Here is a 19,093-nt window from a genome sequence, read left to right as displayed (position 1 = left end):
GGATCCCGAGGGTTTCTTTTTTGGTAATCGGTGTTTTTTCTTTGTTGAATCTCCTGTCATGAATACAACGCTTGTGGCTTTGCGCTCCGATGAGCACCGCATGCACGGCTTCTGTCGTGTCGAGAACTACCGTTTTGCCCTCAATCAACCTGTAGTTGCGGTGCAACTGGCCGAACTCAGCGCCCTGGTTCCAACCCTGCCTCTTGCTTTCGCCAAACTGCCGGGGGGGCGCTTCATGCTGGTTGCGGTGACCGGCTTTGCAGATGGACGCAATTTGATGATCAATGAGGCGGGGCGATGGGGTGGCTTGTATCTCCCCAATCAGTTCCGGGCCTATCCGTTCAGCCTGCAAGTCTCGCTTTCCGGCACGGAGGGCCAGAGCGATCCGGAGAGGCGGTTTGTCCTCTGTTTTGATCACGCCAGTGGTCTTTATCGTGAAACCCCGAGCCTGGCGGCAGGCGAGGTCCGTTTTTTTGACGATGAGGGGCAGCCGCAGCCCATGATCCAGGGGATATCGGACTTCCTGACCCAGATAGCGGTGGCCCAGGAGGTGACCCAGCAGGCAGTCGCCGCGCTGGAAAAGGCGGAATTGCTGACGCCCTGGCAATTGCCCGCAGAGAGCGAACAACAATTGCCGAAAGGCTTATATCGGGTGGATGAGGCACGGCTTCAGCAACTGGACGGCGCACAACTCGACTCACTGCATAAACTGCATGCCTTGAGTCTGGCTTATGGTCACCTTTTCTCGATGAGCAGGGTTGTTGTACTGCAGCGCCTGCAGCAGGAACACCGGAAGCACGTGAAGGTGCCGCCCGCTGTTGATCTTGACCTGCCGCAGAAGCTCTTCGATTTGACGCAGTCGGATACGTTGAAATTCAACTGGTAAGCCACGTCGCTGGACGGCATTGCGGTGCTTGAATGGCCGGCCCGCCGTGGTAGCCGGACGGGTTTGCCGGAGAACCCCATGTATTTCTACTATCTGACTCGTCCGCTGCAATTGCGCACGCGGGAACAAAGCAAGTATCTGCCCGCGGCGGCAAAGCCGGGTGCGCCGGCTGCTACCGAGGTGTATGTTGCTGCGCAGCGGGAAGTGAAGTTGATCCACCAGGCGGTACGCCAGACTTATCCGGATACGCCCCCGGGAGACACATTGCGTTTGCTGGCGCCCGCCATGCAGGGCTTATTGCCGGGCGTTCCGCCGCGTCTTGGGGCCGAAGAAGGGCTGGCCACGAATGGAAAGGTGCAGGCGGATTGCCTGGCCGGACAGTTGCTGGCGTTGCGGGCTGCCCAGCCCGATCGCCAGCATTTCCGCCTTCTGCTGGTCAATGGCTTCGGTGCCAATCTGGGTGACAATCTCGTCGGCCTCACCGCTTTTCGTTATGTGCTGCCTGTGCTGCAGGCACATCTGCCCGATTTCTCGGTGGATGTGCTGTTGGGGTGGCACGGTCACGATGAGCTGGCTTACCAGTTTCAGGGCCTGCAGGGTGTCGATACCATTCATACACAAGGGCTCACGCTGGCCGAACTCGGTCGCTACCAGGCTCTGTTCGATACCAGCAATCTGATCGAGGCGCCGCGTTACGGGGAGCTGCCGATGGTCGATTGGTATTTGTGGTGGATGGGCGTGGATTACTGTGCGATTGCACCGGAGGCCAAGCGCAACATGCTTGCCCTGCGGGACGCGGATCGCGGGGTCATCGCGGCGCGTCTGGCACAGATCGAGGCGGGGCCACGAATTCTGATCAATCCGAGCGCGTCCGTGCCGCTGCGCAGTATGCCGGGGCCCGCGCTGCATCGACTTGTCGTCCGGATTCTCTCCGATTGGCCGACGGCTCAGATCGTGCTCGTCCAGTCGTTTGATGTGGAACATCCGCGGATTCATGCGCTGGATGATGTGGTGAACACGCCCGGTCGGCTGGCTGCCCTGACTGCGGCGGTGGATGCCTTGATTGGGGTGGATACCTATACCCAGCATCTCGCCGATGCCACGGCGACGCCGGCGGTGACCATTTGTACGACGATGGGCGCCGAGCTCTTTCCCTATTACCCCCTTCAGGCCATACAGCTCCTGCCCCGCGCTGCAGCTTTGGCGGGTTGGGGGCGGCCCAAGGTTCCGGATGCGGAGTGGCATGGGATGGCCGCAGACTATGCGCTTGCCTGGCAGGAACTGGAGCCAGGGATTCTCCTTGAGACGCTACGGCGCGTCATGGCACGGAAGGCGGCAGATCCGGAGGCCTGGGCTCCCCGCTTCCGTTCGGTGAGGGCGGCTGCCGCGGTGGTGTCTCCCCTGCGTCGGCGGGAGGATCCGCTGGCTGGTGTGCTCGACGAGGTACTCAGCGATCTGGTTGCGCAGGTCTTGCGGGCCGGCGACACGGTCGTGCATCTCGGGCCGGGGGAAGGCGTGGTGACGCTGGGTCTGGCTCAGGCTGTGGGCCATCACGGGCGCCTGATTGCGATCGAGCCGCGTCGTGTCCTGCACCAGCAACTCTGCGCCAGGCTTGCCGAAGCGGGGTGTGGGTGGGCCGAGGTCCATTTCGCCTTTCCCGAGGGAGAGGGACTTGCCCTGCGTGAGATCCAGGCCCTGAGGACGATGGATGAGTATCGGCCGCTGATGTTCGCAAATAGCCGGCAACCCGAGCCCGTCGTTTGTTGGCCGCTCGATACCCTGAACCTGGCTGTCTGTGCGTTGCTGGTGATCTATTCTCCGCTGGCGCTTTGCTCTGTCCTCGAGGGGGCGCGGGACACCCTGGTTCGCCTGCGGCCGGTGGTGTTGATCGGTGTGCTTGAACAGGCTGAGTTCGAGGCTTTCGAATCCTGGCTTACCGCACTGGATTATCGTGTCCGCATCCTGTTGATAGGGCCTGCGGCGCAGGCCGAGAAGCAACCCCGTTACGGCATTCTGGTTGCGGAACCGGTTGCAGGCCGACTGGCCTGCTGATGGTTGTAGCAGGACTGCGCGATGTTGATGTAGACCCAGCCGAATTCCACGCTATGCGTGGCGATATCGGGGCAGTGCGCCTTGCGGGTGGCCATTTCGCCGGCAATCACATCCGAACGGACGAGGATCTTGGTCGGCTGCTCGGGATTGGGGAATGCGTAGACGCCGGAGCCTTCCATGTTGCCTGGGTGAAAGGTGTCGATGCCCTGCAGGCGTTCGGCGAAGATCTCCGGCAGTGGGTTGTAGAGTTCCGGGTGGTGGAGCATGACAGGGATGACGAACGGCTTGAACGCGACGTAGTTGAGTGCTGCTCGCCGTCCCCAGAGCCCGTAGTAGGAGACCGTGGCGACTTGGCATACCAGAAGAAACGTTGCCAGGAAGAGGGCTTTTCTCCGACCCAACTTGCCGATGGTGATAACCAGCCCGAACGTGATCGGTATCGCGAGCCAATAGGCATAGCGGGCGAAGATTGTCTGGCCGTGATTCCAGTTGGGTGCCCCCAATGCGGGGATGGCCATGACGATGCTGGCACCGACACCGACGAGGAGGGGCAGTCCCCAACTACGCCGGGGCTGTGTCGCCCCGTTGTGTGGTGTGATCATTCCGATCACCCAGATGCCGAGTAGAAGGGCGCCGACAAGCAGCACGGCCGGTAAAGCGGTGACCATGCCCATATTCAGATCGAGGAATAAGGAGATCAGGCGCTCAAGGCTGATCATGGAGGTGTCGGCCCAGCCGGCGGCCGCGATGGGGTTGGTTACCCGGCTGGTGAGCCAGTAGAACGCGACCGGCAGCATTGCAAGGGCGAGTGCGAGCCCCGTGCCGGCGATAGGACGGATCGCCGAGCGGATCCGCTCGATACTGTTGCCGGATGCAGGTTGGGACTGCCAGATCGACCAGGCGCCCATGCTCAGCACGAGAAACAGCAGGGGCGGATTCTGGGTGGCCGCCGCCGCCGTAGCCCCCATTGCCAGACCGTAGCGTTTGTCGTCGAAGGCCATCAAGCCGAGCAGCACAAGGGATGCGGTAAAGACTTCAGGGTGGGTCCACCAAACGTAATAAGTCGTTCCTCCCAGCAGGAACAGGCTGGCAAGAAGCTGTTTTTGAAGGGCAGTCCCGCGCCAGAAACGGCACAGGTAAGCCAATGCCAATCCAACGAAGGCTCCGTTACAAAGGACGAAGGCTGTTTCCGGCTTGCCGCCGACTGCAGTGACTGCGGCGAGGAAGGGGGCGACGCATAGCGAATACAGCCAGAAGTGCCAGGCGTAAACCTGCCCCCCCGTGGCCCGGACGAATCCCTTTGCATCGAACTGTGCGCCGCCGCTTGGATATGCATGCCCTTCGCCGAGGGTGGAGAAATCGAGGTTGGCTTCACCGCGGGTCGGGGCGATGTCGGTGTTGAAGAACGCAATGTCCCCGGCCCGCAGATCGGGCGATGCGTGGCTTGCAAAGGCATGGGCGCCGAGGAGGTATTCGCGGCCGTCACCCGTCAGTGTGCCTCTTGAGACGCTGGTCAGCAGGAGGGCGATCACTGCTATTGCCCACAAGGCGATGGCTGTCCGATTCAATAAGGTCATGGGTGTGTTTCAAGGTTCACTGATGGAGCGGTGCGGGTTGTCCGGACCTTGTCTTGTGGTTTGCCTGCTTGGGTTCAGCTTGTGAACAGGTCTCCTACCGCTCTGGGTACCAAGGCCTGGCCTGAGATGAAGTCGGCCATCAGAGCACCGGCACGGCGTGCCATCTGCCTGGCCAGCCAGCGCAGGTGCCATTCCTGGCGCTCGGCGGTGCACAGGCCGATCAAGCTATTTGCGTAATGTTCGGGGGCGTGGATGGCCAGTTGCCGGGCACCGGCGGCGCCGACATGCTGTACCTGTTCCGGCTGTGCGACGAGACGCTGGAGCAGGTGGTCGAGGTCCTCCCGCTCGTGGTCAGGGCGGATCTTGAAGACGCATTCGTCCGGGAGACCTGCATACCAACCAGTGTCGGTGACGACCGAGGCCAGGGCGCGCGACCAGATGCGCAACTGACTGCCGGAGGCTTCGCCCATGCTGGGATAGCGGAGGTTGAGGGCCAGATGAGCTTGGTCGAGCAGGCTGTCGAGGGTATGGGCGCTGACGAAGCCATGCAGGTTCGCCTGGCCGGTGAGGCCATGTTCCGCCAGCTTTTGCCGGACGAGCGCGGGGTCCCAGAGCTCGCCGCATATGTCGAGCTGGATTTTGGCGCGTACCGGGCTGGCGGCCCAGGCGTCGATGAATTCGAGCAGCCGGCGGTTCGGGCCGGTGAAGCCGAACGAGATCAGGCGCAGGCTGGTGCCAGCGGCTCGCTCGGCCGGTGCCGGGGTGGCGGGCGCGGGATAGGGCAGGGGGAGGCTATGGACCGGGAGCAGGGGCAGGCGCTGGCGCAGGTCGGATTCGAGCCGTGGGTTGTGGGTCAGTATGGCCAGGGCTCCGTCTGCTACGGCTTCGCACAGGGGGAACTGCTCGGCGGCGACGGCGGGGGATAGGCGGCCGGCGTTGACGGCGAGGGCGGCTTGGTAGCCGGCGTCGCCGTACAGCGCTGTCATTAGCCTGATGTAGTGCTGGCCCTGCTGCGGTGTGTCCCGATTGCCGCTGACGTTCAGCATGCCGCAGACGAACTCGTGGACGGCGAAGTCGTGCAGGACGACGAGTCCGGGATGGCGCTGGGCGGTGCTCCAGATGGCGCCGTGAAAGTCGGCGTTATTGCCGATGTGGTAGATGTTGAGGTCGGCCTGGTTGAGCTCGGTGGGGCTGAGGTCGCGGATTGCCCGAACGGGGTAGGGAAAGTCTTCGGGCGTTTCTGCCTGATCGTGGCAGAAGACGACCTCGGCATGCGCTGCCAGGTGAGGGGCCAGTCGTGCCGTGTAATTGGCGATGTCGGTGCGGGCCGGTGGCAGTGGTGAAAACCAGTGGATTTTCATCATGCGAGCAGGGTGTCGACGACGTTGCGCCAGCTGACGTTGCGGGCTGCGTAAAGGGCTTTCCCTTCCCGACCCCAGCGCTGGGCGCGGGCCTTGTCGGACCAGAGTTCGTCCATGGCGGCGGCGAGAGCCTGGGCGGTGGGGGTACATGCCAGACCGGTGTGCCCGTTCTCGACGAATTCCAACGGACCTCCGGCATCCTCGGTGGTGATGACGGGCTTGGCGGCCAGCATCGCTTCGAGGGTGATGTAGCCGTAATCCTCGTCGATCGGGGGGTAGACCACGCCCAGGCAGCGGGCATAAAGGCTGAGTTTTTCTTCTTCGCTGACGCGGCCGGCCCAGGTGATCCGTGCGGCAACGCCGAGGCGCTCGGCGAGGGCCTTGAGCTCGTCGCCGTAGGCTGGGTTGTCGGCGGCGCCGGCGAAAATCACCCTGACCGGTTGCCGGGTGTGGGCCAGCGCTTCGATCACCAGCGACTGCCGCTTGAGCGGATTGAGGCGGCTCGGGAAATACAGGTAGGGCTCCGCATCGGCGCTGTAGAAGGCCTCGGCGTTGCCGGGCGGGTGGTACAGCGGTTGACTGTCGATACCGCAGAAGTGCTTGAGGCGGCCGGCTACGTTGCGGGAATTGGCGTAGATCGCCCTGGCTTCCGGAATGTAGCGGCGGTCGGCCTGTTCGATCGCCCCGATAACTGCACTGCCATGTTCCTGGTGGATGAGGTCGGCGTACTGGGGGTGGTTCTTCAGATCATAGGCCGTGCGGTGCTGATGCAGGATCCACAACACCTTGTTGGGGTGCGGAATCAGGTAGGCCGGAAACTTGAGGCCGATGACCCGGTCGATCTTTTCCCCGTTGGCTTCTTCCAGATCGAGCAGACGGCAGGCGAGGATGTGGTCGAGGATCTTGGGGGCTGGATACCACTTGAAAGGGATGGCGACCATCTCGGCTTCCACGCCGCTCTGGCGCAGGGCGGCGAGGAGGTTTTCGGCGTGGATTTCGGCGCCGCCGCGGATGAACGGGACCTGGGTGGTGGCGACAACGACTTTCATGGCGGGTCTGGCGTACGGGTTGGCGGCGGGTTTAGCGGCGGGCGACGAGGGCGTAATCCTGGCCGACGAACAGGCGTTCGAGCAGTTCGGCCGGGATGCCGGGCGGCAGCGCGTCGTAATCGACGGTGCCGCGGGGATGCAGACGGCGGATATCGACGCTGGCGAAGCCATGGCTCTGCACACGGAAGCGTGTGGGCTCCGGCGGTAGTGGGCTGAGGTGGGTCGGGTCGTTATAAAAGTTGCAGCTGCCGACGATGAAGTTCTCGGGGTTCGGTGTTTCCAGGATGAGCAGCCCGTCGGGGCGCAGGGCGTGCAGCGCCGAGGCGATCAGCCGGTCGAGCAGTTCTCCTGGGATGTGCTCGATCAGGTGGAAGGCGGTGATCAGATCCAGGCTGCCTGCGGGCTGGCGGGCCATGTAGGCGACGGCATCGTCGTGCAGGACGTCGAGCCCTTTGTGTTGGCACAATTCGCAGACAACCGGGTTGAGGTCGACGCCATGGCCATCGAAGCCCTGGTCGCGCATGAGTTCGAGCCATTCGCCGCGGCCGCAGCCGATGTCGAGCACCTTGGCGCCGGCTTGCAGGCCGGCGTCGGCCAGCAGCGGCAGGTAGTCCTCGGCGAACTGGTCGCGGACCTTGGCCGGATGGCCGCGGAAGTGGTCTTCGAAGGCGACGTAGCGGGCGGCGTCGCGGGCTGCCGTGGGGGCTTCGGGGAGCGGACCCGCGGGCGCTGCAGGTGTTGCCGGCAGGCTCGTCTGGGGGGGCGCCGCGCCGCGGTCGATCAGGAACTGGATCCATTGGGCCTGCATCTGGATGGTGCTGCGGCTGACTCGCAGGTCATCCTCAAGGCTTGCAACGCGGGTTTCCATGCGCTGCAAGTAACGGATGTCCTGTTGCAGTCTTTCTTCCCGGTGGCGATGTTCCTGTTCCTGCAGGGCGATTGTCGAGGCCAGTTGCTGAAGGGTCTGGCGCTGGGTGTCGGATTGGGCGCTGAGTTCGGTGAATCTGGCGGCCAGGGCTTCGTGAGCCGTGTCTGCCTTGTCGCCGTGGCGGAAGGCCTCGTCGATACGTTCCTGCAGGTGATCGCGGGCATGGGTCAGTTCGTGACTCATGAACCACTGGTTGCGGGTATAAAGCTGCAGGAAGTCGCGCCACGCATTGATCTGGGCCAGACCGGCAGTGCGCTGCTCCCGGAAAAGCAGTTCATAGATACGAAGTACGAATTTTCTGACGGCTTTGAAGCGCAGCAGCGGTAGTTGCTCAAGTCGGCCGGGGAGGTCGCTACGCACCTGGTACTTGCTGGCGGCTTGTTCCAGGTGGGATTCGATCAGTGCGATCAGCCGCTCCATGTCTGGAGCGGTCAGCCGGCTGCTTTCCTGGCCAGGGCTCCGTTTGCGTTGCTCGAAGGCCTGCAGGAATGCCTGTTCGGCTTGTTGCTTTAGTTCATCGTTGCGCATAGATAAATTCTCTCGGCATTTCGGCTGGTGCCGGCATGCGCCTTTTCCTCGGCTGCGATGATAACCCGCCGCCTGGCCTTGTCGCACTCGACGGGCTTGTTTGAGAATTGATTTGATATAGTCTGGGCGACCTTGATAACCGACGGTTTCGAGCTGTCGGCCGGCGTTTATAGTGTCTCCGCCGGATTATGACAAGTATTGGATTTTCATGCGTTCACTCAATCTGGCTTATGAGCCCAGGCTGGATCACATTCGCTGTTTGGCTGCGTCGATGTTGTTCCTGTTCCATCTTTATCATTTGAACTATTTGCACTGGCAGCCCGCATCGGATCGGCCGTGGCTGGGGCTGTTGGTCGAGGGGCATACCGGCGTGGGCTTGTTTTTCACGCTGTCGGGCTTCCTGTTCATGTCGATTGCGCTGCATTACGACCATCTGAATTATGCGGATTTCGTGCGCAACCGGTTCCTGCGCATCTTTCCGCTTTTCGTAACGGTGTATTTCATTGCCATTTCGGTAAGCCGTGACCGCTTCAACGCGCAGGATGTGCTGTATCTTTTCTTTTCCAATCTGGGGCAGGCGCCGACCTCGAATTCCTTCATCACGGGGGCGGCGTGGACGATCTCGGTGGAGTTCACCTTTTATCTCGTGTTTCCGTTCCTTGGCCGGTTTGCCAAGGAGCAGGGGGTGCCTTATCTGCTCCGCTTGCTGGCCTTGATGCTGGTGTTCAAGGTGGGCGCCTATTTCGTCACCGAGCGCAGTACCCATATGTTTTATTCGACGCTGGTGGGGCGTTTCGATCAGTTCCTGATCGGCATGCTCGCCGCCATGCTGTCTGCGCGCTGGAAGCAGCAGATGGTGCGTCATGGCACGCCCCTACTGGTTCTGGCGGCGATCCTCGTCGTTGTGGCATGTACGGCCCAGGCCCGTTATGCCAGCTATTTCCTGCCGCAGCCGAAACAGGTGTTCTGGATCTTCTGGTCGTTCATCGAGTCCGGTTGCTGGGCATTGTTCATCTGCGCCTGGCTGGCGGCACCGCTGCGCATCCCGGCGTGGCTCGATCGGGCCTTGTGTCGTGGAGGCGAGGTCAGTTTCTCGTTCTACTTGCTGCATGGCCTGGTGCTGTTCATCCTCCACGAGTTGCTTGGAGAGTTGAAGATCACCGGCAGGGTGTGGCTGGATGGTGGAGTGCTGGTGCTGATTGCTTATCCGCTGGTGTGGATTGTGGCCAATCTGAGCTATCAGGCCATCGAGAAGCCTTTCCTGACCCTGCGTCGCCGTTATGGTGAAGAGGCGGTCTGAGGTGCAGGGAGGCGGCCCGGCATGGCCGGGCCGCCTCCCCTGAGCGCGTCGGTGTTCAGGCTGAGGTACGGGTTTCGGTCGTCAGCAGTTCGGGCTGTACCTCCAGCATCGCCACGCCGGCGAAGTGGTAGTCGCTGCGTTCGGCTACCTGGAAGGTGATGGCCTGGTCCCACCAGTCGTAGTTGTCGCCAATGTGGGTGTGGGCGCTGTGTAGGGCCAGGGTGACACTGTAGCTGCCCGGGCCGAGGTTGCAGGCAGGCAGCCTGAATGCCAGGCGGTGGCGGGTTGGGCCTGGTTCCACCGGGAGTGGTAGGCCGAGGTGGAAGGTGTTGGTCCCGAAGATGTCGTTGCCCAGTCGGTCGCGGATCATCATGCCCAGGGTCAATTCCTCGAGCGGGGCGTCGATCCTGAAATCCACCTCGAGGGTGATCGGTGTGCCAGCCGTGAAGATCGTGGCCGGCTGGCCATTGACCAGGATCTGCCCGTCCAGCAGCTTGGCTTCGCCGGTGCCGGAGCGGGTCTGCCCGCCCTGCTGGGCGATGTGCTCGCCGTGTTCGTCGGCGCGCGCCTCGTCCAGCGCGATCAGCGCGTTGTAGTAGTCGAAGATCTCGTCGGGGGAGGCGTCCATCGCGATGCCGCCCTTTTCGATCAGGATCGCCCGGTCGCACAGGCTCTTGATGGCCAGCGGGTCGTGGGACACGAACAGCAGGGTCACGCCCTGTTCGCGGAAGCGCCGGATGCGCTTGAAGCACTTGTGCTGGAAATAGGCATCGCCGACCGACAGGGCTTCGTCGACGATCAGGATGTCGGGCTGGGCGGCGGTGGCCACGCTGAAGGCCAGGCGGACCTGCATGCCGCTGGAGTAGGTGCGGACCGGGTGATCGATCGCCTCGCCGATTTCGGCGAAAGCCTCGATTTCCGGCATCAGGCGGATGATCTCATCGCGCTGCAGACCCAGCATGTAGCCGGCCATGAAGACGTTCTGGCGTCCGGAAAAATCGGGGTGAAAGCCCATGCCGAGTTCGAGCAGGGCGGCGACGCGGCCTTCCAGTTCGACCTGTCCTTCGTTGGCCTTGGTGGTGCCGGTCAGGACCTTCAGCAAGGTACTCTTGCCGGCGCCGTTGCGGCCGATGATGCCGACGGATTCGCCCGGACGGATGCGGAAGTTCAGATCGCGCAGCACCCAGCGGGTCTGGTGCTGGGGACGTCGGCTGAGACCGAACCACTCGATCAGGCGGTGATGGGGCGCGGGGTAGTGCTTGAAGCATTTGCCCAGGCTGCTGACGCTGATGGCACCTTTCATAGTTCGTCCAGGATCTCGAATTGCAGGCGGCGGTGGATCAGCGTGGCGAGCATTGCCAGTGCGAGGATCCACAGGCAGGGCGCGGTCAGCTCGCTGAGGGGCGGGAGCTTCATTTCAAGCAGCGCGCGTTGCGTGAAGCCGGCGATGTGGAAGAAGGGATTGGCGCGGACCACCGGCAGCGCCCATTCCGGCAGGACCGTAGCGGGATAGACGATCGGCGTGCACCAGAACAGCAACTGCAGTCCGGTCCCCAGGAAGGGCCCCAGGTCGCGGAAGAAGACGAACAGGAAGGACAGCGCGTAGCCGAGGCTGCCGGCGATCGCCGTCGTCAGCAGCCAGCCGATCAGCAGGGCGAATAGCCCGGCGATGGATAGCTGGGAGGATGCGGCGAGGAACAGCACGAACAGGGCCGTGATGATGGCCCAGTTGATGCTGCCGGAAATGACCACGATGGCCGGCAGGGCCAGGCGGGGGAAGCGGGTCTTCTTCAGTAGCCCGGCGTTGTCGATGAAGATGGACTGGCAACGCTGCGTGATCTCCGTGAACAGGTTCCACAGCAGCAGGCCCGAGCACAGGTAGATGCTATACGCGAAGGGCGTGTCGTTGCCGGGAAGGCGCGAGTGCATCACGTTGGAGAAGACCAGCGTGTAGACCAGGATCATCGTGATCGGCGGGATCAGGAGCCAGGTTGCACCGAGGATGGAGCCCCGGTAGCGCAGGTGGAATTCCCGCAGGACGCTGGCGAGGATGAAGCCCCGATGGCGCCAGATTTCCTTGGCGTGCAGATGTATTTGCATGGATGGGTCGGATAGGAGGGCTAGGTCGCCCAGTGGCCCAGCGCGGGGATGTGCCAGAGCCCGATTGCATAAAGGGCGCCGAGCAGGTTGGCGAGCTGGTCGTGCCAGCAGAAGCCGCTGCCGAAGTGTTCGTCCCAGATCTCCTTGGCGTAGCCGATGCACAGCGTCAGCACGATGCTGGTCCAGGCGTCGAAGCCTGCGACCATGAAGAAGAGCTGGATGGCGAGGCTGTAAAGGAAGTGCTTCTGTTTGTCTTCCTCGCCTGCACGAACTTTCAGGTAGGTGATGAGTCTGCGGGGAAAGGAAGTGGAGGGCCGTTGAACGACTTCTGGATGAGCCATTGCCTTTGCTCGATGCTGGAGCAAAGGCAGCATTATATTATGAAGTCCATTAATATGCGGCTGCCTCAACGGCGGCCCGTTTGCGACTTTCGGATATTCAATGCGCGTATTGCATTTTTACAAGACCTTCCTGCCTGATACGACGGGGGGAGGGGAGCAGGTCATTCGCCAACTGTGCCTGGGAGGGGCTGCGCATGGCATCGAGTCGCGCGTGCTGACCCTTAGCCGCAAAGGTGGGCCGAGCGAGCTGGAGGTTGATGGGATCCACGTGACGCGTTTGCCTCAAGCGGTCGAAATCGCGTCTTGCCCAATGACCTGGAGGGGGCTGGATGTTTATAGGCGCTTGGCTCGTTGGGCCGACGTCATTCACCTCCATTATCCCTGGCCGTTCGGTGATTTGGTGGCGTTGCTGGGGCCACGGCGCCCGATCGTCATCACCTACCACTCGGATGTGGTTGCCCAGCAGCGTCTGATGCCGTTGTATCGGCCGTTGAAGAATCGTTTGTTCAAGCGGGCTTTCCGGGTGGTGGCGACCTCTCCTCAGTACGCAATGAGCAGCCCGGTTCTGCAGCGCTGGGCCTCCAAGCTGGAGGTCGTACCGCTGGGGATCGATCCGGAATCCTATCCGCGTCCGGATCCACAGCGGCAGGCGGCCTGGCGGGCCCGACTGGGAGAGGAGTTCTTCCTTTTTGTCGGCGTGTTCCGTCATTACAAGGGATTGCCTTTCCTGCTGGACGCGGTGAAGGGTACGGGGCTGCAGGTGGCGATGGCTGGTGAGGGCCCGTTGTGGGATGGGGTCGCAGGGCAGGTGCAAGGGTGGCCGAATGTGCATCTGCTCGGGCGTATCAGCGACGAGGACAAGATGGCCTTGCTGTCCCTGTGCCGTGGAGTCGTTTTTCCATCCCATCTGCGGGCCGAGGCCTTTGGCGTGTTTCTGCTCGAGGCCGCCATGCTGGGTAAGCCGATGATCAGCTGCGAGATCGGAACGGGGTCGAGCTACGTCAATGTGGATGGAGAAACCGGAATGGTCATTCCGCCGCAGGATCCCTTGGCCTTACGTAATGCGATGCAGCGCTTGGCTGACGATTCCGCACTTGCGGAAGAGCTTGGGAGGGGGGCAGCCCGCCGTTTCGACGAGTTGTTCCGTATGACCAAGGTCAATGCGGCGTATGCGGAGGTCTACCGCGCTGCGCTCAAGGCGTCGGCATAAACTTGCACGGTCGCGTCTACGCAGCGGTCCCAGCTCATGTCAACGGCACGGAGCGGGCCATCGCGACGCAGGCGGTCGCGCAGCATGTTGTCTTCGAGCAGGCGGGCAAGCTGTTCGCTCAGTTCAACTACATCGGCCGTGTTGCAATTCAAGGCGGCATCGCCAGTCACTTCCGGCAAGGAAGAGGCATTGCTCGTCAGGGTGGGAATGCCTGAGGCCATGGCTTCCAGCGCTGGCAGGCCGAATCCTTCATAAACGGATGGATACGCGCAGGCCCATGCACCGGCATATAAGGCTGGTAGATCGGCCTCCGGAACGTAGCCGAGGCGGATCACGTCGCCCCGGCTTTCCAGCGCGCGCAGGCGCTGGCTGATGTTCTCGTTGAGCCAGCCGACTGCACCTCCGACGACGATGGGGTGGCGCGTGCGCACATTGTCGGGGAGGCGGGAGAACGCGTCGAATAGGCGCAGCAGGTTCTTGCGCGGCTCCAGGGTGCCGATGGCAAGGATGTAATCCTTCCCTTCCAGGCCGAATTTGCGGCGGACGGCCAGTGTTTCAGCTGCATTCATCGGATGGAAAACCGGGTCCACGCCGTTCTTGACTGCGACGACCTTGTCGGGCGGCAGGCCAAAATGCTCCAGGACTTCGCCACGGACAAACTCCGAGACGGTGATGATGCGGGCTGCCCGTTCGAGGCTGTCGGTAAGGCCCCGTTCGAGATGCTCGACGGCGTCGGGACGATGAAATTCCGGATGCCGAACATGGGACAGGTCGTGCACGGTGACTACCAGCGGGTAACGGACACGGGCTGCGATGTAGCGGGGCTCGTGATAAATCACGTCTTTGCTGGAGACCGCGGGACGCCCCTGCTCGCGGGCGTTGCGGACATGTTCGTAGGTGCGCCGCAAGATGCTTTGAAATGGTAGTTTCTTGGCAACCCGGAGCCAGCGTGGTTCGGTCCTCAGGCGACTTGCCAGATCCACTTCGCGGCCGCCAGCGAGTGCGTCGAGGCATGCGATTCTCGGGTGGGTCTGCAGACCGGTAGCCAACCGGAATGCGTATCGTCCGATTCCCGTAAGGGGCGGGTAAATGCAATCGGCATTGATTAGAATGTGCACGTCATGGACCAGAAAAGGGAGAGGCGGAGAATGTTAGCTGATCTGCGACGCGGATTTATCGCGTTGATGCTGCCGGTGTGCTGGGGGTGCGTGCTGGTGCCAGCCTGGGCTGGCGAGCCGACTGCTCCGCCTCAGCTGTTGCTGGCCGAGACGATGCGCGGTGATGTGGATGTTACGCGCTATTGGGTGAGCGAGAAGCTGGACGGGGTGCGCGCCGTGTGGGACGGAAAGGTGCTGCGCTTTCGTAGCGGCCGCCAGGTCAACGCGCCCACCTGGTTCATTGCGGCATTGCCGCCGGAACCGCTCGATGGCGAATTGTGGATGGGGCGGAGACGCTTCGAGGCGCTGTCCGGCATTGTGCGGAAGCTGCAGCCCAGAGACGAGGATTGGTTGCAGGTGAAATTCATGGTTTTCGAACAGCCCAATGGGCGTGGCGACTTCACTGCACGGATCGGGGCCTTGCGCGGACTGGTGCAGCAGGCTGGGGTCCCGTGGCTGGAACTCGTCGATCAGTTCAGTGTAACCGACCGCCAGGTGTTGAAAGAGAAGCTGGATGAAATCGTCTCGGCAGGAGGCGAAGGGCTGATGCTGCATCTGGCCGACGCGCCGTACCTGACCGGTCGAAGCGACGTCCTCCTCAAGCTCAAGCCACTGCGAGATGCTGAGGCGACCGTTGTCGCTCATGTGCCGGGGCGTGGCCGGCTGACCGGGATGATGGGGGCGCTGCAGGTCGAGACGCCAGAGGGGCGGCGCTTTGAGATCGGCACCGGCTTTACCGATGCGCTACGTCGTGACCCGCCGGCGGTAGGCAGCGTGGTGACCTACCAGTATCGTGATGTAACGAAGAATGGCGTACCGCGTTTTGCGAGCTATCTGCGTCGTCGGGTGGAGCCCTGAAAGAGACTTCTATTGAAAAACGGTCGGGAGAGGCGTGGAGGGCACGGGGTACTTGCACTTGTCCGACTCTAACGCGAAACTTCGGGCGCCATGAACGATACCCTTATTATCAGCGGCACGACGCTCGTGCCCGAAGTCAACGTTGCTCAGCACACGGCCGCAGGTGCGTGCGTGGATGAGGTGCTCGAGTTGCGCGCTGTGGAGGCGGAGTCCATCGGTTGGTGGCCTTTGGGTGAGGACGCCTATTTCCATCCTGTAGACAGATCCGGTGTCGGTGTGACCGTCATCAGTGTGGTCGGCCTTCCTGAGGATGCCCAGGAGGGTGTCCCGACCTTGTTGTTGGTGTGATCTCCGATGAGCGAATTGCAGCGTTTCACTACCGAGTACGTGGACGTGGAAGACCGCATCCGTCTGAGTGGCGAGATTGCGCCGGGTGAGGCTCAGATCTTGTGGCTGACCCGGCGATTGATTGGCCGCCTGCTCCCCCATCTCTGCGAGTGGCTTGAGAAGCAGCATGGAGCCGGGAATCGGCAAACGGACGCCAGTATGACCAATGTCATGCAGGGGTTTGCCTTGCAGGCTGCGCTGCTGGCGCTCGTCCCCCAGGCTCCGGTGCGATCGGAGAAGGTTCAGTGCAGCTGGTTGGTGCAGGCAGTGGACATTTCCGGGGGGAACGAAGCAGCGCTGCGTCTCGCCTTCCGTGGAAGAGAGGGCGAAAGGGTGATGTTGACCTTGCCGCCGCAGGCTCTACGGCAATGGTTGGGTATCCTGCACAGTCAGTGTAGCGTGGGAGGATGGCCCTTGGAGGCCTGTCCCCCCTGGTTGGCAGAGTTGGCATCGGGCGGCGCGCAGAGTCCGACAAGCTTGCATTGACGCGCGGGGCGCTGACCACCCCATGAGGTGATCGGGGATAATGCAGCCTTCCGCCTCGTATCACTGATGTAATGCCCTCGCCTAGCGACGACCCCATGAGTTCGCTTCCCGTGCTTCCTGAAATTGTACCCGCATGAACATTCTGATCATTCATCCGCATTTTCCCGCCCAGTTCTCTCATTTGGCACCGGCACTGCTCCAGGCTGGACATTCTGTCGTTGCTCTGACCATGCAGACGGAGGCCGCAACGCAGTGGGAAGGTATCCGCCTGGTTCCGTTTGCATTGCAGCGCGGTGCTACGGCAGGTGTGCATCCCTGGCTGGCTGAACTGGAGGGCAAGATCGTTGTTGGCGAGGCCTGTATGCGCGCAGCTGTCGGCCTGAAGGCCGAGGGGTTCGAGCCCCAGGTGATCCTTGCTCATTCGGGTTGGGGTGAGGGTTTGTTCGTCAAGGACGTCTGGCCGGAGGCTCGTTTAGGCATCTGTTGTGATTATTTTCGACAGTCTGCCGATGGGGATTTCGATGCAGAGTTCGCGGGGCAGGATCCGCTTCGTGCGGCGGGCTTGCGGGTGCAGCAACTGGCTCAACGCCTGCAGTTCGATCAGGCGGACCAAGGCATGGTGCCGACCCGCTGGCAGGCCGACTCCTTTCCAAAAGCCTGGCGCGACCGCCTGACTGTGGTGCCTGAGGGAATCGACATCGATGCACTGGGGCCCAAGGAAGACATCAGCCTGACCCTCAATGGGCAGTTGAGCTTGACGCGCCAGGACGAGGTGATCACCTTTGTTTGCCGCGAATTGTCACCCCAGGTCGGTTTCCATGTTTTCATGCGTGCGTTGCCCGATATCCTCAAGCGTCGGCCGTACGCTCATGTGCTGATCGCCGGTGGTGATGGGGTTGCAGCAGGAGCAGCCGCTGGTCGGGGCTGGCGGGAATCCCTGATTGCCGAGTTGAGGTCCCAGGCTGCTGAGGCCGACTGGCGCCGGGTGCATTTCGTCGGTGAGTTGACTGCACCCCAGTGGGTCGGTCTGTTGCAGCTGTCGACGGTACATGTCCAGATGCGTTATCCCTCGGCGGTTCCCGCTGGTCTGCTGGAGGCGATGGGGATAGGCTGTACCGTCGTCGGCAGCCGGACGGCTCCATTGGAGGCGATCATCCAGGATGGTGAAACCGGGCGATTGGTGGATTTTTTCGATAGCCGGGGGCTGGCCGGTGAAGTGTGTCGCCTGCTCGACGCGCCCGAGGAGCGGGCGCGGCTCGGGCGACAGGCCAGGGAGTTTGTCCGTAATCACCATGACGCGCGGACGGTATGCCTTTCCCAGCAACTGGCTTGGGTCGAAGGGCTTGCCGTGGTGTCGTCGGCGTCTCCGCTTGGTGCAGGCGAACTACGTAGCAGCCTGAAGGATATCCTCGCTCTCTTGTGAACGTAGGAGGCGTTCGGGGCCAAGCCCTGTGGGCCCCAAGCCATTCGCCTCCAGGCTCTGCTTGCAGGGTTCAGCTGCGCGGTGTTTCCAGCCAGTTGTTGATGGTCTGGATTTCCTTTTCGTTGAGGGAACTCACCAGCCCCTGCAGGCGGACGCGGGCAAGGATGTAGGTGAGGCGGGCTTGGACCAGATCGCGTTTGGCGTTGATCAACTGCTGCTGGGCGTTGAGGATGTCCACCAGGCTGCGGGTACCGGCAGGGAGGCCCTTCTGGTTCGAGTCGAGTGCCCGTTCGGCGGAGCGCTCGGCCTGTTGCAGGGCCTGGATCTTGGCGATGCCTTCGGTAATGTTCTGATATTCCTTGCGTACCTGCAGGCGGATTTCCCGACGGCGGCCTTCGTATTGCTGTTCGATCTTTTGGATGTTGGCGCGGGCTTGACGCATTTGCGAGGAGACGTAGCCGCCGGAGAACAGCGGAATGCTCACTTGCACGCCAGCCTGAGAGGTCAGGTAGCGGCTATTGATTGACACGTTGTTGTCGCTTTCGCTCATGCTCCGCTGAACGAACAGATCGGCAGTCGGGTAATGGCCAGAGCGGGCTTTGGCGAGTTCCTGGTTGGCCGATTCCATGGAGGCGCGTAGCGCACGCAACTCAGGGTTGGTCTCTTCAGCACGCTCGATCCATTCCTCTACATTGTCCGGGAATGGCGGGGTCAGTTCCATGCGGGCGGGAACCAGATCGGCGACGTTTTCCACGGGTTCGTTGACGATGACCTGTAGAGCTCGGCGGGTGTAGCTGAGGTTCTGAAGGGCTTCCAGTTCCTGGGCGACGGTCATGTCGTAACGGGCCTGGGCGTCGTCCACGTCAATGACCGTGCCCTGTCCCTTGGCAAAGCTCTGCTTGGCCGCTGCCAGCTGTAAGCCATAGGCATTTTTTTGGGCCATGATCAATGCGTACTGGGCTTTGGCCATCAGCGCATCGAAATAAGTGCCCGCCATACGAACGACGAGGTCCTGCAAACTCTTGTCCAGAGTGGCTTCAGCGGTTTCCACGTCGGATTTGGCCTGACGGTAGAGCGCGAAGTTGTACTTACGGAACAGTGGCTGGCGCAGGCTGATACCGTAGTTGCTGCTGAAGTATTCGTAGTTGGTCTTGCTTAGGTTGCCTAGACCGTTTGGGGAGCGCTGCTCCGTGACGTTCTTGCTGCGGGACAGGTTGCTGGATACATTGGGCATCAATTGGGCGAGGGCTTGTGGCACGGCTTCCCGGCGAGCGTCGGTGTCGGCACGGGCTGCTTGATAGCTGGCGTCCTGGCTGAGGGCGCGTTCATAGGCTTGCATCAAGTCGATGGCGCTGGCCGGCGAGGCGGCCAGTGCCAGGCTGAGCGCGCCAGTCAGGCGTGACAGGCGGGTGCCGGGCAGGAGGCGGATGAGGGGGCGAATAACGGACAC

General features: G+C 62.1%; 17 protein-coding genes. 8 read left to right on the top strand and 9 right to left on the bottom strand.

Annotated features, from left to right (window positions below; genetic code table 11):
• Positions 1 to 58 precede the first annotated feature (58 nt).
• Together AC1PQG_RS22195 and AC1PQG_RS22190 are read left to right on the top strand one after the other, a co-directional pair.
• Complete coding sequence (locus AC1PQG_RS22195; RefSeq protein ID WP_481119908.1) at positions 59 to 886, top strand: SapC family protein; 828 nt, start codon at positions 59 to 61, stop codon at positions 884 to 886.
• 78 nt (positions 887 to 964) lie between these two features.
• A complete protein-coding gene (locus AC1PQG_RS22190; RefSeq protein ID WP_481119907.1) occupies positions 965 to 2,938 on the top strand; it encodes a glycosyltransferase family 9 protein in 1,974 nt (657 codons plus the stop codon).
• On the opposite strand, the gene AC1PQG_RS22185 is transcribed toward AC1PQG_RS22190, so the two are convergent.
• The 4 genes from AC1PQG_RS22185 to AC1PQG_RS22170 all read right to left on the bottom strand — a co-directional run bounded on the left by AC1PQG_RS22185 (position 2,890) and on the right by AC1PQG_RS22170 (position 8,381).
• On the bottom strand, positions 2,890 to 4,515 hold the full coding sequence (locus AC1PQG_RS22185; RefSeq protein ID WP_481119906.1) for a hypothetical protein: 1,626 nt from the start codon (positions 4,513 to 4,515) through the stop codon (positions 2,890 to 2,892). The two genes, AC1PQG_RS22190 and AC1PQG_RS22185, sit on opposite strands and share 49 nt — an antisense overlap.
• Positions 4,516 to 4,589: 74 nt before the next feature.
• On the bottom strand, positions 4,590 to 5,879 hold the full coding sequence (locus tag AC1PQG_RS22180) for a glycosyltransferase family protein (protein WP_481119905.1): 1,290 nt from the start codon (positions 5,877 to 5,879) through the stop codon (positions 4,590 to 4,592).
• Complete coding sequence (locus AC1PQG_RS22175) at positions 5,876 to 6,925, bottom strand: glycosyltransferase family 4 protein (RefSeq protein ID WP_481119904.1); 1,050 nt, start codon at positions 6,923 to 6,925, stop codon at positions 5,876 to 5,878. The genes AC1PQG_RS22180 and AC1PQG_RS22175 overlap by 4 nt, the downstream gene beginning before the upstream one ends.
• 31 nt (positions 6,926 to 6,956) lie before the next feature.
• Positions 6,957 to 8,381: a class I SAM-dependent methyltransferase gene (locus tag AC1PQG_RS22170; protein WP_481119903.1), complete on the bottom strand. Its 1,425-nt coding sequence runs from the start codon at positions 8,379 to 8,381 to the stop codon at positions 6,957 to 6,959.
• A 208-nt stretch (positions 8,382 to 8,589) separates the two neighbouring features.
• On the opposite strand from AC1PQG_RS22170, the gene AC1PQG_RS22165 reads away from it, so the two are divergent.
• Entirely contained in the window at positions 8,590 to 9,681 is a 1,092-nt protein-coding gene (locus AC1PQG_RS22165) for an acyltransferase family protein (RefSeq protein WP_481119902.1), read from the top strand.
• A 55-nt stretch (positions 9,682 to 9,736) separates the two neighbouring features.
• Here the strand turns inward: AC1PQG_RS22165 and AC1PQG_RS22160 are convergent, their stop codons facing one another.
• From AC1PQG_RS22160 to AC1PQG_RS22150, 3 genes are read right to left on the bottom strand one after another with little or no spacing between them, the layout of a single operon-like run.
• Positions 9,737 to 10,984 carry an ABC transporter ATP-binding protein gene (locus tag AC1PQG_RS22160; protein ID WP_481119901.1) on the bottom strand — a complete coding sequence of 416 codons (1,248 nt, stop codon included), beginning with the start codon at positions 10,982 to 10,984 and terminating at the stop codon, positions 9,737 to 9,739.
• Positions 10,981 to 11,781 carry an ABC transporter permease gene (locus AC1PQG_RS22155; RefSeq protein WP_481119900.1) on the bottom strand — a complete coding sequence of 267 codons (801 nt, stop codon included), beginning with the start codon at positions 11,779 to 11,781 and terminating at the stop codon, positions 10,981 to 10,983. Before AC1PQG_RS22155 ends, AC1PQG_RS22160 begins: the two co-directional genes overlap by 4 nt.
• 20 nt (positions 11,782 to 11,801) lie before the next feature.
• On the bottom strand, positions 11,802 to 12,122 hold the full coding sequence (locus AC1PQG_RS22150) for a hypothetical protein (protein ID WP_481119899.1): 321 nt from the start codon (positions 12,120 to 12,122) through the stop codon (positions 11,802 to 11,804).
• A gap of 100 nt (positions 12,123 to 12,222) precedes the next feature.
• On the opposite strand from AC1PQG_RS22150, the gene AC1PQG_RS22145 reads away from it, so the two are divergent.
• Positions 12,223 to 13,332, top strand: a complete 1,110-nt coding sequence (locus AC1PQG_RS22145; protein WP_481119898.1) for a glycosyltransferase — start codon at positions 12,223 to 12,225, stop codon at positions 13,330 to 13,332.
• On the opposite strand, the gene AC1PQG_RS22140 is transcribed toward AC1PQG_RS22145, so the two are convergent.
• Positions 13,302 to 14,450 carry a glycosyltransferase family 4 protein gene (locus AC1PQG_RS22140; RefSeq protein ID WP_481119897.1) on the bottom strand — a complete coding sequence of 383 codons (1,149 nt, stop codon included), beginning with the start codon at positions 14,448 to 14,450 and terminating at the stop codon, positions 13,302 to 13,304. The genes AC1PQG_RS22145 and AC1PQG_RS22140 overlap by 31 nt on opposite strands.
• 30 nt (positions 14,451 to 14,480) lie before the next feature.
• Here AC1PQG_RS22140 and AC1PQG_RS22135 point away from each other — a divergent pair, with 30 nt between their 5' ends.
• From AC1PQG_RS22135 to AC1PQG_RS22120, 4 genes are all read left to right on the top strand, one after another.
• Positions 14,481 to 15,347: a DNA ligase gene (locus tag AC1PQG_RS22135; protein WP_481119896.1), complete on the top strand. Its 867-nt coding sequence runs from the start codon at positions 14,481 to 14,483 to the stop codon at positions 15,345 to 15,347.
• Positions 15,348 to 15,437: 90 nt separating this feature from the next.
• On the top strand, positions 15,438 to 15,695 hold the full coding sequence (locus tag AC1PQG_RS22130; RefSeq protein ID WP_481119895.1) for a hypothetical protein: 258 nt from the start codon (positions 15,438 to 15,440) through the stop codon (positions 15,693 to 15,695).
• 6 nt (positions 15,696 to 15,701) lie between these two features.
• The gene (locus tag AC1PQG_RS22125; protein WP_481119894.1) at positions 15,702 to 16,220 is read left to right on the top strand and encodes a hypothetical protein; all 519 of its coding nucleotides are present in this window, start codon (positions 15,702 to 15,704) and stop codon (positions 16,218 to 16,220) included.
• A 133-nt stretch (positions 16,221 to 16,353) separates the two neighbouring features.
• Positions 16,354 to 17,643 (top strand): glycosyltransferase, encoded by a 1,290-nt coding sequence (locus tag AC1PQG_RS22120; protein WP_481119893.1) that lies wholly within the window; start codon positions 16,354 to 16,356, stop codon positions 17,641 to 17,643.
• 70 nt (positions 17,644 to 17,713) lie between these two features.
• On the opposite strand, the gene AC1PQG_RS22115 is transcribed toward AC1PQG_RS22120, so the two are convergent.
• Positions 17,714 to 19,093 (bottom strand): TolC family outer membrane protein, encoded by a 1,380-nt coding sequence (locus tag AC1PQG_RS22115; RefSeq protein WP_481119892.1) that lies wholly within the window; start codon positions 19,091 to 19,093, stop codon positions 17,714 to 17,716.

Source organism: Zoogloea sp. GDB6, assembly GCF_056724105.1.
Note: the sequence above shows the minus strand (reverse complement) of the source record. Positions and strands in the feature narration are given on the sequence as shown.